Genomic DNA, 13,980 nt, shown 5'->3' on the forward strand with positions numbered 1-13,980 from the left:
TCCGACGGCAGGCGTGGAGAACGGCGGTCCTGACCTATGCGTCTGGGCCCGGGACATGCATTTCCTGCACGGCAAGACAGACAATTGCCCCGAGAGAAGCCGCAGACCTTGTCAGGGCCGCTTTATGAAACAGGTCGCCGAAGCGCTGGCGAGCAGGTTACCCGCCTCGTCGCGCAGCGTCCCCTCCGCCACGCCAAGCGAGCGCGACAGATGGGTCACTCTGGCTTCGGCCAGCAGCGCCTGATCGCAAGGAACGGGGCGCAGCATCTTCACGCTGAGATCCACCGTGCCGTAGCGCGCGCCTGCAGGCAGACGGGAATGCACGGCGCATCCGGTCACCGAATCCAGCACGGTTGCCGCGAAACCGCCATGAACACCGCCCATCGGATTGAGATGCCGTTCGTCCGCCCGCGCATGGATGACGATATGTCCCTCCTCCACCTCCATCGTGGACATGCCCATCGTACCGCTGATCGAGGCGCGCGGCAGTTTGCCCGCTGCCGCGGCGCGCAGCAATTCCAGTCCGGTCATAGTTGCAGGATTCATGGCTCGATCTCTCCCCTATCGTAGCGGATGACCTGAAAAGAGGATCGGAAAAATGTCAACCGACAGAGCGCAGCAGCCTTCCCGCCATTAACAGGCTGCTGAAAAAGGCTTTTTGGCCTGTGTTGGAGCGGAAATCGTTCGCTATCTGACGAAATCCAGCCGGAAATCCATATACTTCCGGGCGTTTCCGGGGCCGATTTTCCGATTTCGGGCACATAGGCATGACACCTCAGGACTTTTTCAGCAGCCTGTTAACAGGCTGAAAGCAGTCGAGCATTGGCCCGGGTTTACCTTGAATGCCAGGAAACCGGGCCGGTCGAGAGTTTCCCGGGCGCTCTTCGACAATGTGGGGCAGATCTCCGCCTCGGCGCGAGCCCCGAAGCCTTTTCAGCGGCCCTCAAGCGAACCTGTCCCGCCGCGACAGGGCCCAAGCGCGACAAGCAGCTTCGCGGCCTTCCTCGTCTCAGCGCAGCGTCGCGCAGAATTCCGCGATCCGGTCGCAGCCGCGCATCAGTTCCGCATCCGCCGCGGCATAGGAAAGCCGGAAGCTGTCGGTGCCGCCGAACGCGGCGCCATGCACCGTGGCCACCCTCGCCTCCGACAGGAGGGCCATGACGAAATCCTCGTCCGTCGCGATCCTCCGACCTGTCGGGGTCGTGCAGCCGATGTAACCCGCACAGGACGGGTAGACGTAGAATGCACCCTCCGGCATGTCGCAGCTCATGCCCGGGATGGCGCGCAGCCGCGCGACCACCAATTTCCGCCGCCGGTCAAAGGCCTCGCGGCTTTGGGACACGTAATCCTGCGGCCCCTCCAGCGCCGCCACTGCCGCCCATTGTGCGATGGAGCAGGCCCCGGAGGTGATCTGGGTCTGAAGCTTCTCCATCGCCGCGATCAAAGGACGTGGCCCCGCCCCGTATCCGATGCGCCAACCGGTCATGGCATAGGCCTTGGACACGCCGTTCATCGTCAGCGTGCGATCCTTCAGCGCAGGCGCGACCTGAGCCATGGTCGTGAAGGGGATGCCGTCGTAGCGCAGATGCTCGTACATGTCGTCGGTCAGGATCCAGACCTGCGGATGCCGCTCCAATACCTCGGCCAGTGCGGCGAGTTCGGCGGGCCAATAGACCGCACCGGTTGGATTGTTCGGCGTGTTCAGGATGATCCAGCGGGTGCGCGGTGTGATCGCCGCCGCCACCGCCTCGGGGGATACCTTGTATTGGTGCCGCGGATCGCCGGGAACAAGCACCGGCGTCGCCCCGCAATAGGCGGTGAGCTGTGGGTATGAAACCCAGCTTGGCGTTGGGATCACCACTTCATCGCCCGGGCCGAGCGTCGCCAGCAGGGCGTTTGCGATCACCTGCTTGCCCCCTGTGCTGACGATGGTTTCGTTGGCCTGATATTCCAGACCGTTCTCCCGCCGAAATTTCGCAGCGATGGCGGATCGGAGTTCCGGGATGCCTGCGACGGGTGGATAGCGCGTCTCTCCCCGGCGGATCGCCTCGGCGGCTGCCGCGCCGATATGGGCGGGCGTATCGAAGTCCGGCTGACCGGCACTGAGGGAGATCACATCCACCCCGGCGGCGCGCAGATCGCGCGCGGTCTGGGTAATGGTGATCGTGGCGGAAGAACCCGTCCGGCGGAGCGCCTCGGAGGGCCGGAAGGATGCAATCAGGGTATCAGGCACGGCGGAGCCTCGCTTCAAGCCGCGATGCGGCCCAGGACAGGATGAGCAGCGCGCCAATCAGCAGGATCGCCACCGAAGTATAGGCTTCGATAGGACGGAAATCCTGATCCGCGATAAGCTTGCCGGCGTAGAGAATGTCGAAATAGGCGACGGAGGACGCGACGGTGGTGAGCTTCACCATCTCGATCGTCTGCGTGGTGAGGGCGGGAACCGTACGGCGGAGCGCCTGCGGGAGGATGACGTGCCGCATGACGCCGCCCATCGGAAGGCCGATGGCCTTCGCGCCCTCCCACTGGCCCCGGTCGAGCGAGCGGATCCCAGCGCGGTAGATCTCGGCAAAATAGGCGCCGCCATAAAGCGAGAGAGAGGCGTAGGCGGCCAGAAAAGGCGATGCCTGTACGCCGAAAATCACCGGCACCGCATAGAAAAACCAGAAAAGCTGCACGATGTAGGGGATGTTGCGGAAGAAGGCGATGATCGCGGCAGCCGGCCAGGACAGAAGCCACGTTGCAGAGATACGGCAGAGCGCCACGACGATACCCACCACCATCGCCGTTGTCACGGCGAGTGCAGCCAGCCACAGGGTACCGAGCAGCCCCTCGATCAGAACATGCTTGTAGCGAATGACGGAGGAGAAATCCCAAGCGTAGCCCATGATCTACTTTCCCCGCCCAAGACGTGCGTTCAGAAACTGAGCCGCTCCGGTGATCGAAAAGATCAGCACGAAGAACACCAGCGCCGTGAGGGTAAAGACCTCCAGCGGCCGATAGGTTTGAGCGGCCAGCATGTTCGCCTGATAGACCGTCTCGCCATAGGCGATGATACCGGCGAGCGTCGTGCCCTTCACCAGTTCGGCAAATCTGATGAGGAACACCGGTATCATGTGCCGCACGGCTTGCGGCAGAATGACGTGACGCACCGCTGCCGCTTTGGTCAGCCCGATGGCGGATGCGGCCTCCCATTGTCCGCGACCGATGGCCTGCATACCCGCGCGGAACACCTCTGCCATATAGGCGGAGGATTGCAGGCCGATGGCCAAGAAGGCGGCGCCGAAAGCATCCAGATTCACATTCGCGATAAGCGGAAAGGCGAAATAGAACCAGACGATGAGTACCAGCGCCGGAGCTGCCCTGAAGAAATCCACGACCGCCACGGCGGGCCAGCGGATAAGGCGTTGCGGCGACATGCGCATGACGGCAAGCGCAAGACCAAGCGGCAGGGCCAGTGTCAGACAGGCGACCGTCAGGATCGCCGTACCCTTCAGCCCTGCGAGGAGCTGATCCATGTTCCGCCAGACGGCGGAAAAGTCCCAAACGTAGTCCACCTGTCCGTCCTTCCGCAGAGGGCTTCCAATCCGGGTCAGACCTTTGCCGACCCCCGAGGAGAGCATGGGCCCGCCCGGCGCAAGGCCGGAACGGGCAGAGGCTCAGCGCATCAGATCCTCGCGCCGCGTGGAGACGGCAGTGGCGGGGTCAAGCCCGCGCCAGGCGAGGAAGTCGCGATAGAGCTTGTCCGTGGTGCCGGTGTCATAGGCATAGGTCACGGCGACCTGCAGGAAGTTCTTCCAACGCTCGTCGGTTTCCTTGCGGATCCCGGCGCTGGAGGGGCGCGCGACCACAGGTTTCGGCACGAGCGTCTTGCCGGATTTCAGCCGAAGACGCGTGACATCCGCCATCGGTCCGGTGGAGGCCGCCCCGTCAACGCGACCGGATTGAAAGGCGGCGATGGCTTCGCTCGATTGTTGGAAGGTGGCGAGCGTTGCGGCAGGCGCTTTCTCGGAGATGACATCCACGAAGGTCGTTCCTGCGGGCGCGGCGAGGCGGTATTTCGGGTCGCTCAGCTCTGCCCAGGTGGTTGGCGCGAAATCGTCCTTCACCACAAGTGCTACCGGATACCACATCACCGGTCCGGCGAAGTCGATCGAGAGCGCGCGTTCGGGCGTCGCGTCAAGCTGGAACATGAAGTCGTACTGGTTCGCCTGCAGCCCTGCCACCGCATTGCCCCAGGTCGTGTCCACGATTGCAAGCTCCACCCCCATTGAATCGGCAATATACTTGCCGATGGCGACAGCGACGCCGCGATAGACACTTCCGTTTGACGTCACGCTCACACCATCAGTCGTGCCGCTCAGATCCTTGAAGCACCAGGGTACGGACTGGGCGCAGCCGAGCCGCACCTTCTTGGTGGACTGGATCTGCTCCCAGGTCGATTGAGCAAGCGCCACGCCCGGCGCAGTTAACGCGGCCGCAACGGCGGCTGCTTTCATCCACGTGCCGATCGTCATGTTTCTCTCCGTGTTGGGGCCTTGTGCGCTCACTTTCCCGCCGCACGGGGACCGCGCGCCAGGACGGCAAAGAGCTTGGGTGCCGTGAAGGGCATCTGAAGGCCCTCCGTGTCGTAGTCGCGCAGCGCATCCATCACCGCATTGGCAATGGCAGGCGGAGCGGCGATTGTCCCCGCCTCACCGCAGCCCTTCACGCCAAGCGGATTGGTGCGGCACGGGATTTCCACAAAATCAATCTCAAAGGCGACGAAATCGTCTGCCTTGGGATAGCAATAGTCCATCAGTGACCCGGTCAGCGGCTGGGCGGTTTCGGGGTCATAGACCACCTCCTCCAACAACGCCTGCGAGATGCCCTGCGCCAGACCGCCGTGGAACTGACCTTCCACCAGACGGGGATTGAGGATCGTGCCGACGTCGTTCACCGCCACATAACGGGTCAGCCGGATCTCCGCCGTTTCGATGTCGATCTCGACCTGCGCGACATGGCAGCCGTTGGGAAAGGTCGGACGTTCCGGCCGGTAATGCGCGGCGATGGACAGCCCCGGCTCCATGCCGGCGGGGAGGAGTGGTGGTGTGAAAGCCGCGCGCACGCAATCTGCCAGCGTCACGCTGCGGTTCGTGCCGGTCAGGTGGAACCGCCCTTCCTCCTGTCGGAGTGCCGAGACCTCGCCTTCCAGCAGATGCGCCGCGATGGCTTCAAGCTTTTCTCGTACCCGGCCGGTGGCCAGATGTACCGCATTCCCCCCGACCGCGAGAGCGCGCGACCCGCCTGTGCCGCGCCCGAAGGCGACCTGATCGGTATCCCCCTGAACGACGCGGATCAGGCGGCGATCCAATCCCAGACCCTGCGCCACGATATTGGCATAGGCCGTCTCATGACCCTGACCGTTGTTCTGCGAGCCGACCATGAGCACTGCTGAACCGGACGGATCAAAGCGCAGTTCTGCAAATTCATCCAGCCCCCGGCCACAGCGATCGATGAAGTAAGCCAACCCCATGCCGGAGAGCTTGCCGCAATCCCGCGCCGCTTCCCGGAGCGACTCCCGCCCGGTGAAATCCGAAAGCGCGACGGCGCGCTCCGCCAACTGGGCGAAATCCCCATCGTCGTAAACCTGCCCCGTCACCGTCGTGAAGGGCATCTTCCCGCGCGGCACGAAATTCCTGAGCCGCAGGTCTACCGGGTCGAAACCGAGCTCGCGCGCTGCTGCATCCACCAGCCGTTCAACGGCGTAGGTCACTTCGGGCCGACCGGCACCGCGATAGGAGTCCGTAGGCAGTGTATTTGTGAACACGCCGCGAACACGGACATGCACGGCCTCCAGGTCATAGGTCGCGGGATGCAGGCCGTCGCCTGCGACAGTAGCGATGTTCGGCCCATGCTGCCCCGGATAGGCACCCATGTCCGAAAGGCAGTCGAACCGCATTGCCAGAAAGCGGCCCGTGTCATCGAGCGCGAGTTCTGCCCGGCAGGTTTGTGCGCGCCCCTGGGTATCGCTGATCAGGGCCTCGCCGCGATCGGACACCCACTTCACAGGCCGGTTCAGTCTCACCGCCGCCAGCAGCACCAGCGCATATTCCTGATAGGCGAAAATCTTTGGGCCAAACCCACCGCCCACGTCCGGCGTGATGACCCGCATCCGCCCTTCTGGAATGCCAAACACGTTCTGGCACAGGATGCGGCGGATCGCATGACCCCCCTGAGAGGAGACATGCAGGGTGAACCGCTCCTCGCGCGCGTCCCACTCACCTATCGCACCGCGCGTCTCCAGCGACATGCCGGCGACCCGGTTATTGTAAAGGTCCACCGATACCACGTTGGCGGCACGTGCAAAGGCGTCGGCAACCCGCTCCGCATCACCCGAATGCCAGTCAAACCCGATATTGTCAGGGGCCTCCGGCCATATGCTTGTTTCTCCCGCAAGGGCCTGCTCAACGGTCGCGCAGGTCTCCAGCGGTTCGTAGTCGACGACGACCATGTCTGCCGCATCGCGCGCCATATCAGGCGTTTCGGCAATCACCACCGCGACCGGCTCACCGACATGACGGACCTGATCCGCGGCCAGCAACGGCCGGGCGGGAAGCACAGGTCGCGCCCAGTCCCACTTGCCTATCTCCGCCAGACAGGGGAGCGCCTTTGCACCGGCGTTCGCGACATCCGCAGCGGTCAGTACAGCGAGCACTCCGGGCATCCCGAGAGCCGCCGCAGTGTCTATATCTCCGATCCGGGCATTGCCATGCGGAGACCGCACGACCACCATCGCAGTGCAACCCTCCGGCCGGATATCGGCCAGGTAGCGCCCCTCACCCCGGAGAAAACGGCGATCCTCTATCCGATGAGCGGTCTGCGCAATGCCCTGCATTTCACTCCGCCGCCATCTTGTGCTCGGGAATGCGGAATTGCGAGTGGCTCGCGAGAAACTCCCTCATCCGGGGTGTCCGGGGGCGAACGAGCACCTCATGCGGCGGTCCGTCCTCATGGATGCAGCCGTTGTGGAGAAAGACAACGCGCGTCGCGACGTTATAGGCGAAGCCCAGTTCGTGCGTGACAATGATCATCGTCATGCCCTCCTCGGCCAGAAGCCGCATGGAGTTCAGAACCTCGCCCACCAGCTCCGGGTCGAGCGCGGACGTGGGCTCATCGAAAAGCATCAATGTCGGCTGCATGGCCACCGCGCGTGCGATCGCCACACGCTGCTGTTGTCCGCCCGACAGCGCGGCAGGGTAACGCCCGGCCTTGTCCGCCATTCCCACCCTGTCGAGACAGGTGTGCGCGATGGCCCGCGCCTCCGCCGCTCCGAGCTTGCGGACCTTCAGAAGCCCCAGCATCACATTCTGCTCGACCGTCAGATGGGGGAAGAGGTTGAACTGCTGGAATACCATCCCAACCTGCCCGCGCACCTTCGTCTGCTCCGCAGCGGGATATTCCGTCCCTTTGCCCGAATCTCTGCCGATTTTCTGGCCATCCAGGTAAATCGCACCTTCGTCCGGTATCTCAAGCAGGTTGACACAACGCAGCATGGTCGATTTACCGGAACCGGATGAACCAAGCACGACAACCACTTCACCGCGGTTGACGGTTAAATCAATACCTTTCAAGACGCGTATAGAGCCGAACTCCTTGACGAGCTTTTCAATCCTCAAAGCTTCCAAAGCGGCTCCTCCTGTTGCGGACAAGCAAAATTCGCGCCTTCGACCTTAGGTGTCAACATATTTTCGCACATCAGTGCGAAAATATGAATTTTGCCCGTTATCAGTCCTTTCATTCCGCAATGTGATCTTGTCATTGCCCGAAATGCCATCATACTGTGCGATATCGCGTGGCCCAGCGGTCGCCATTTCCTGCAGACCCGGCCCCAACCCGTCCGCAAAGACCCAAGGGAGTATCGCATGGCGAGAATCGCCAAGGCCTCGACGAGCCGCAAACCCGCGAACGCCGCGGGCAAGATCAAGCCGGCTGACTTTGTTTCTGCTCTGGCACGCGGCATCGAGGTTCTGCGCCTCTTTTCCGAACATCAGCCGCAGGTCACGACCAGCGAGGTCGCGGAGCGTACCGGCCTCAGCCGTGCTGCGGCACGCCGCTTCCTGCTCACGCTGACAGAGCTCGGATATCTCAGCAATCAGCAGGAATCGTTCAGCCCGCTGCCCAAGATGCTCGAACTTGGCTATTCCTACCTCTCGACCTGGAACTTTCGGGAGATCGTGCAGCCCTACCTTGAGGAGGTGGTGCAGGAGCTTTCGGAAAATTGCTCCTTCGCGGTGCTGGACGGGTCCGACGTCGTTTATCTGTCCCGTGCAGAGGCCCGGCGGATCGTGCAGAGCGTCACGATCTCGGTGGGTACGCGTGTGCCGGCTGCTGTTTCTGCCCTCGGCCGGGTGCTGCTTGCACATCTGCCGCCCGCCGAACTGGACAGAATTCTCAACCCCGAACTTCTGAAGCCGGTAACGCCCCGGACGATCACCGATCCCGTCCTTTTTGCAGAGCGTCTCGCGACGGTACGCGATCAGGGTTATGCGCTCGTCGAAGGGGAGTTCGAGGAAGGTCTGATATCGGTTGCCGTGCCCGTGTTTGACGCCGAAGGGCGCGCTGTTGCGGCCATCAACGTCGGCACACCGATGACGCGGGCGAACGCCGAACAGGTCAAATCGCAGTTTCTGCCAGCAATACAGCGCGCTGCAGAGAATATCAGCCGGGCCTTTGTCACGAGGTCAAGAAACGTGGATCACGAACTGGTCGTGCGACGCGGCTTCTCCGAAGGCTGAAATGGTCTCGACCGTTACCCTGCTGTCGGATTTAGAAATGCGCTTCTGTCCTGCATGATGATGGAACGTGGTTCGGACCGGGGGACAGGCCCAATACCGCCGTCGGTAACACGCAGCGATCGCCGGAACTGCCCGCATGTTACCGATGGCAACTCTCGACCTCGCGCCCCAGCATCGCGAATAAGGCTGAAGTCCATCCGGAAGGCGGCGTTCAACCGCAACCCATTTCATGCATGGCATTCCACGGGTGATATTACCACGCCTTCTCCCTCACCACGCGGGTCATGCGCGGCGACAGCCCCCTCTCTCGACAGCGCAATGACGCCGGCCTGACCGGAGAGCGGGCTCAACTCCGGTATGGGCGATACTTCGTGTCCGCGGCTTTGCAGGGCGGCCAGCGCCGGTCCAGCATCCGCTTCGATCTTCAGGCTGTCGCGACTGTCGGAAAAGGTGCGGCCCAGCAAGAAGCGTGGCCCCCGCAAGGCGGCTTCCGGCGTCTCCTTGAAGTCTATGAGGCGGGTCAATAGCATCGCGAGCGTCTGCGGTTGGCCATCAGCCCCCTGTGTACCGTAGAGAAACCGCGGCCGCCCCTCCCGCAGGGCCATGCCGGGGTTCAGCGTGTAAAACGGCAGCTTTCCCGGCGCGAATGCATTGGGGTGCGCAGGGTCATGGGAAAATGCGGCGCCTCGGTTCTGCCACAGGATACCCGTGTCGCCAGCAATAACCCCGCTCCCCCAGTCGAAATACGTGCTTTGCAATACGCTCGCGGCATTTCCGTGCGCGTCATGCGCGGCAAGGAACACCGTGTCACCTGCCTGCCAGACGGCCGGCCACGGCAAGGCGCGATGAAGGTCGATCTCCTCCGCATCCTTGTTCAGTCGCGCAGGTGCGATCATCTCCGACGTCCTATCCGGCGCGAAGCGCGGGTCCGCAATTCCGTCGCGAGAGAGGAACGCGCGTTTGACTGCCTCCACACACAGATGCAGGTGATCCGCGCTTCCGGGCGCAAGGGCGCTCAACTCGAAGCGCTCGAGTATACCCATGATGGCGAGCGTCACCGCACCCTGCGTTGGCGCGGGCGGCGCCAGAAGCGTCAAATCGCGATAAGGTAATTCTAGAGGCACACATTCCCGCGACCGTGTCCGCGCAAGATCATCGAGGGAGATCACCACGCCCGCCGCGCGCAATCCGGCAACAATTCTCTGCGCCAGCAGCCCCTCATAGAAACTGCGCGGGCCGTGTTCGGCTATCTCACGCAGACTGCGCGCAAGGTCTGGTTGACGTTGCACGATGGCATGGCGGGGAAAATGCTGCGCGAAGCCAGGCCAGTCTTCCGCTTCGGAAGCGCGAAAATCGCGCCAGAACTTCTGGGACGCCGAGATGACGAAACCGGACTCTGCCAGTCCGATGGCTGGCTGCATCAGATCGCCGAACCGCAACCGCCCCCCCCAGTGCAGGGTGGAAAGCGCATGCGCCCTGCCCCAACCGTCCACGACTGCCGCGGTGGTGAGAACAGAACCCGGACCGCGCTGGGGGATTGCACCGGTAACCGGGGGCCGCGCTATACCTTGGCCGATAGCGAGAAGGCAGCTCTTCTGCCCGCGGCGGTCAACCAGCAGCCAGACCGCATCCCCGCCGATGCCACAGAAATGCGGCATGACAACCGTCAGGACGGCACCCGCCGCGATAATCGCCTCTGCCGCCGTGCCGCCCGCCGCGAGAATCTCCTGCCCCGCCGCGGTCGCAAGCGGATGCGGGGTCGTTATCGCAGGGCTCATTCCTCCACCCCGGTTCGCAGCCAGCATAGAATGATGTCGGGCAAAATCCGGCGGCGTCGCTCGAGAAAGGCGGGGCTGGCAAGATCCTCTCCCAGCACGACACCCATTGTATGGCGGTTGGAGGAGTGGATCGTGGCAAGACCGAGAATGGACAGGTAGAGTTCAGCCGCCTCCGGGCGCCGCGCGAATACGCCCTCTGCGGACCCTCGCGACAAGACGCTGTCGATTCTGGTGAACAGGTTCCCTGCGCGGTGGTTGACTGCCATGAGCCTGCGAACGTTCTCCCCCTCCACCATGTTCTCGATACGCATCATGCCCTGAAACTCGGGATGCGCGGTCATATAGTCGAAGGTGAAACGCACAAGGGCCGCGATCGCGTGATCCGGCGGGTCTTCCCAGAAGGTTGCTTGCGCCTCTGCCGCACGCAGATCGTCATAGACCCGTTCCAGACAGGCACGATAGAGACCGTCCTTGCTACCGAAGTAGTGGTAGATCATCCGCACATTGCATTGCGCGCGTTCGATAATCCTCGACACGCTTGCACCATGATAGCCCTGCGCCACGAATTCCGCCGTCGCAGCTGTCATCAGCCGTTCCTGAACACCGTGCACCGCGTTGGAATCTGCCTTCGCCTTGCTTTCTCGCACGCTTTTCGTCCCTTTCATGTGCAAGCGTCATTCTGAACGCCTATGAATCAGGCATAATTTGCGGATGGCGGGCGTTTTTGCCAGAATCCACGAAATTTGCCTGTTCATCAGGTAAGTAAGCATTCACTTACTTACGAAGCAAGCCAAAACGCCAGCAACATATCCTTTTACACCAGCAGCTTGCCCCATAGAGGCAGGCCGGAGCAAAACGGACGGACATGAAAAAATTTCTGCTTTCCACCCTCGCCGCCGTGGCTCTTTCCGCGCCGGCGACTGCCGCAGAGCCGACGAATGCCCGCGTAGCCGTCGCGATCACCGAGACGATCTCCGGCCATAACCCCTACTCCGATCCGGTCGTGCTCGTTTCCAGCGTATGGTGCCAGATTTACGGCTGCATCATGCGTTACGACTTCGACAGAAAGGAATACGTCCCCTATCTGGCGGAGAGCGTGAAACCGGTGGACGCGTTGACATGGGAGCTCCGCCTGCGCCCGGGACTCACCCGCCACAACGGCGAGAAGGTGGTAGCGGCGGATATCGTTCATTCCATCAACTTCCTGAAGAACGACCCGACTTCCGGCAAGGGCTATCTTGTCTCCAGCATCGACAAGGTAGAGATCGTCGACGACCTTACTGTGCTGATCCGGACGACATCCGCCGATGCGACCCTGCGGGATAATCTCGCCGGGATCGTGGTGACATCCAAGGCGCTCTACGACCAGTATGGAGCAGAGATGTTCAGCAAGGCACCCTATGGCGCCGGGCCCTACAAACTCGCTGAGGTGCGGATCGGTGAGCATATGATCCTTGAGCGGAACGACGGGCATCCGATGCTGTCGCCGAACAATCCCCGCCAGGTCATGTACCGCATCCTGCCGGAACCGGAGCAACGCGTGACGGCACTTGCCAATGGTGAGGTGCAGATCGCGCAAGGGGTGCCGCCGCAACTTGTGCAGCGCGTCCGCGACATGCCCAATGCCCGGATCGAGACCATCAATTCGGTGGAGATGATGTTTCTCGCCATGTCACCGAAAACCCACCCTTGGGACAGGAAGGAGGCGCGGCAGGCCGTCGCGCATGCCATCAACCGCGAAGGCATCGTCCGGGCCATCCTGCAAGGGCAGGCAGCTTTGCTGAATGGCCCGGTGAGCGAAGGCCAGATCGGCTTTGATCCGGATTTCGTCAGCCCCTACGACTACAATCCCGAAAAGGCACGGAACCTGCTGAAGTCGGCCGGGCTCGAAGGCGTAGAAATCACGCTTTCCACTCCCGTGGGTCGGTATACGGCCGACCGCCAGATCGCGGAGGCCATGCTGCCGATGCTGGAAGACGCCGGTTTCACGGTCACGCTGGAGACGCCGGAATGGGCCACGCTCTGGTCGAACGTGCAGGCGGGCAAGGTGCCGTTCTACTATATGGGGCGCGGCTCGATGATCGATCCGTCGCGGGCACTCCACCAGTATTTCGGCACGGGCGGTTCTCCCCGGATTGGCTATTCCGACGCGGAACTGGATACGCGGCTTGCGGCAGAAAAGGCGGAGTTCGATCCCGCCCTGCGCAATGAGAAGATGCAGTCCGTGATCTCCCGCCTCGTCGAGGAAGCACCGGCGGCCTTCATGTGGCAGCACCAGATGGCTTGGGGCATCTCCAACACCGTCACCTTCCAGCCGCGGCCGGCCGACCAGGTAAACGGCTGGGAAATCTTCGTGAACTGACGCCGACTTTCAGCTGCTGCACGCGCGCTGTGCCAATTCCCTCATGAAGGAAGCACCATGCTGTTCTATATCGCACGACGGCTCGCGGGGGCCGTTCCGGTCCTGCTGGTTGTCGCCGCGCTGATCTTTACACTGATGCAGTTCGCGCCCGGCGATGCGGTAAGCATGCTTGTGTCGGACGAAGCCACGGCAGAGGAAAAGGCCCGAATCCGGGAAGCGTGGGGGCTGGATCAGCCCGCACCTCTCCAGTTCGCCAACTTCGTGGCAAAGGCGGTTGTCGGCGATTTTGGCGACAGCTTCCGCTACAAGATACCCGTGCTCGACGTCATTGCGACACGCTTGCCCGCGACGATAGAACTCGCCGTGGCCGCCACGCTCATCGCGGTCTTTATCGGCATTCCGCTTGGCGTGCTGGCGGCGGCACGCCCCGGGACGATGTGGGACGCAATTGCATCCGCCATCTCCTTCGCGGGTATTTCGGCACCGAACTTCTGGATCGGCATTCTGCTGATCCTGCTTTTTGCCGGACACCTGCATATGTTGCCGTCGGGCGGTCGAGAGCCATGGGGTATGGAACTGGAGCCGATCACCGGGTTTCTGATCCTTGACGCACTGCTTCAGGGCAGGTGGGATGCACTTGGCCAGGCTCTGAAGCACCTTGCCTTGCCTGCCATTGTGCTCGGCACCAATATGACCGGGATCATCACCCAGCTCACCCGCGCCTCGGTGATGGACGCGCTCGGCGAAGATTTCGTGATGACCGCCCGCGCCAAGGGATTGAGCGGCGCGAGGGTCCTCTGGCGCCACGCCTTCCGCAATGCGCTGGTCGGTGTTGTCACCATCGTCGGGCTGGAATTCGGCGCGCTTCTTTCAGGGGCAATGATCGTCGAGACGGTCTTCGCCTGGCCCGGCATCGGCAGTCTGCTCGTGCAAGGGATAGGGGCGCGGGACTTCCCGCTCATCGTCGGGCTCGTGCTGACCTATACGACGATCTTCATCCTGGTGAACCTGATCATCGACATTCTCTACACCGTCATCGACCCGCGCATCAGGATCAACTGAT

At 62.5% G+C, this 13,980-nt stretch carries 12 protein-coding genes; 3 read left to right on the forward strand and 9 right to left on the reverse strand.

Annotated elements, in window-relative coordinates:
- Positions 1-111 precede the first annotated feature (111 nt).
- From CDV49_RS10455 to CDV49_RS10485, 7 genes are all read right to left on the reverse strand, one after another.
- On the reverse strand, positions 112-546 hold the full coding sequence (locus tag CDV49_RS10455; protein WP_088215477.1) for a PaaI family thioesterase: 435 nt from the start codon (positions 544-546) through the stop codon (positions 112-114).
- Positions 547-1,009: 463 nt separating this feature from the next.
- The gene (locus CDV49_RS10460) at positions 1,010-2,233 is read right to left on the reverse strand and encodes a pyridoxal phosphate-dependent aminotransferase (protein WP_256947308.1); all 1,224 of its coding nucleotides are present in this window, start codon (positions 2,231-2,233) and stop codon (positions 1,010-1,012) included.
- Entirely contained in the window at positions 2,226-2,888 is a 663-nt protein-coding gene (locus CDV49_RS10465) for an amino acid ABC transporter permease (protein WP_088215478.1), read from the reverse strand. Before CDV49_RS10465 ends, CDV49_RS10460 begins: the two co-directional genes overlap by 8 nt.
- 3 nt (positions 2,889-2,891) lie before the next feature.
- A complete protein-coding gene (locus CDV49_RS10470) occupies positions 2,892-3,557 on the reverse strand; it encodes an amino acid ABC transporter permease (protein ID WP_179209174.1) in 666 nt (221 codons plus the stop codon).
- Between the two features lie 102 nt (positions 3,558-3,659).
- Positions 3,660-4,517 carry a transporter substrate-binding domain-containing protein gene (locus CDV49_RS10475; protein WP_088215480.1) on the reverse strand — a complete coding sequence of 286 codons (858 nt, stop codon included), beginning with the start codon at positions 4,515-4,517 and terminating at the stop codon, positions 3,660-3,662.
- 29 nt (positions 4,518-4,546) lie between these two features.
- Complete coding sequence (locus CDV49_RS10480; protein WP_088215481.1) at positions 4,547-6,877, reverse strand: xanthine dehydrogenase family protein molybdopterin-binding subunit; 2,331 nt, start codon at positions 6,875-6,877, stop codon at positions 4,547-4,549.
- Between the two features lies 1 nt (position 6,878).
- Entirely contained in the window at positions 6,879-7,691 is an 813-nt protein-coding gene (locus CDV49_RS10485) for an amino acid ABC transporter ATP-binding protein (RefSeq protein ID WP_306424945.1), read from the reverse strand.
- Positions 7,692-7,904: 213 nt separating this feature from the next.
- Between CDV49_RS10485 and CDV49_RS10490 the strand changes: the two genes are divergently transcribed.
- Entirely contained in the window at positions 7,905-8,777 is an 873-nt protein-coding gene (locus CDV49_RS10490) for an IclR family transcriptional regulator domain-containing protein (protein WP_088215483.1), read from the forward strand.
- A gap of 227 nt (positions 8,778-9,004) precedes the next feature.
- Here the strand turns inward: CDV49_RS10490 and CDV49_RS10495 are convergent, their stop codons facing one another.
- Together CDV49_RS10495 and CDV49_RS10500 are read right to left on the reverse strand one after the other, a co-directional pair.
- Entirely contained in the window at positions 9,005-10,555 is a 1,551-nt protein-coding gene (locus tag CDV49_RS10495) for a gamma-glutamyltransferase family protein (RefSeq protein WP_088215484.1), read from the reverse strand.
- Entirely contained in the window at positions 10,552-11,142 is a 591-nt protein-coding gene (locus CDV49_RS10500; protein ID WP_256947309.1) for a TetR/AcrR family transcriptional regulator, read from the reverse strand. The genes CDV49_RS10495 and CDV49_RS10500 overlap by 4 nt, the downstream gene beginning before the upstream one ends.
- Positions 11,143-11,420: 278 nt before the next feature.
- On the opposite strand from CDV49_RS10500, the gene CDV49_RS10505 reads away from it, so the two are divergent.
- Positions 11,421-12,917: an ABC transporter substrate-binding protein gene (locus CDV49_RS10505; RefSeq protein WP_088215486.1), complete on the forward strand. Its 1,497-nt coding sequence runs from the start codon at positions 11,421-11,423 to the stop codon at positions 12,915-12,917.
- Between the two features lie 57 nt (positions 12,918-12,974).
- On the forward strand, positions 12,975-13,979 hold the full coding sequence (locus CDV49_RS10510; protein ID WP_088215487.1) for an ABC transporter permease: 1,005 nt from the start codon (positions 12,975-12,977) through the stop codon (positions 13,977-13,979).
- Position 13,980: the final 1 nt, after the last annotated feature.

Source organism: Haematobacter genomosp. 1 (assembly GCF_002196855.1).
Classification (GTDB): domain Bacteria; phylum Pseudomonadota; class Alphaproteobacteria; order Rhodobacterales; family Rhodobacteraceae; genus Haematobacter.

Coding starts and splice junctions, on each gene's coding strand:
- CDV49_RS10455 (WP_088215477.1), bottom strand. CDS start 546: ATGAATCCTGCAACTATGACCGGACTGGAATTGCTGCGCGCCGCGGCA.
- CDV49_RS10465 (WP_088215478.1), bottom strand. CDS start 2,888: ATGGGCTACGCTTGGGATTTCTCCTCCGTCATTCGCTACAAGCATGTT.
- CDV49_RS10475 (WP_088215480.1), bottom strand. CDS start 4,517: ATGACGATCGGCACGTGGATGAAAGCAGCCGCCGTTGCGGCCGCGTTA.
- CDV49_RS10480 (WP_088215481.1), bottom strand. CDS start 6,877: ATGCAGGGCATTGCGCAGACCGCTCATCGGATAGAGGATCGCCGTTTT.
- CDV49_RS10490 (WP_088215483.1), top strand. CDS start 7,905: ATGGCGAGAATCGCCAAGGCCTCGACGAGCCGCAAACCCGCGAACGCC.
- CDV49_RS10495 (WP_088215484.1), bottom strand. CDS start 10,555: ATGAGCCCTGCGATAACGACCCCGCATCCGCTTGCGACCGCGGCGGGG.
- CDV49_RS10500 (WP_256947309.1), bottom strand. CDS start 11,142: ATGACAGCTGCGACGGCGGAATTCGTGGCGCAGGGCTATCATGGTGCA.
- CDV49_RS10505 (WP_088215486.1), top strand. CDS start 11,421: ATGAAAAAATTTCTGCTTTCCACCCTCGCCGCCGTGGCTCTTTCCGCG.
- CDV49_RS10510 (WP_088215487.1), top strand. CDS start 12,975: ATGCTGTTCTATATCGCACGACGGCTCGCGGGGGCCGTTCCGGTCCTG.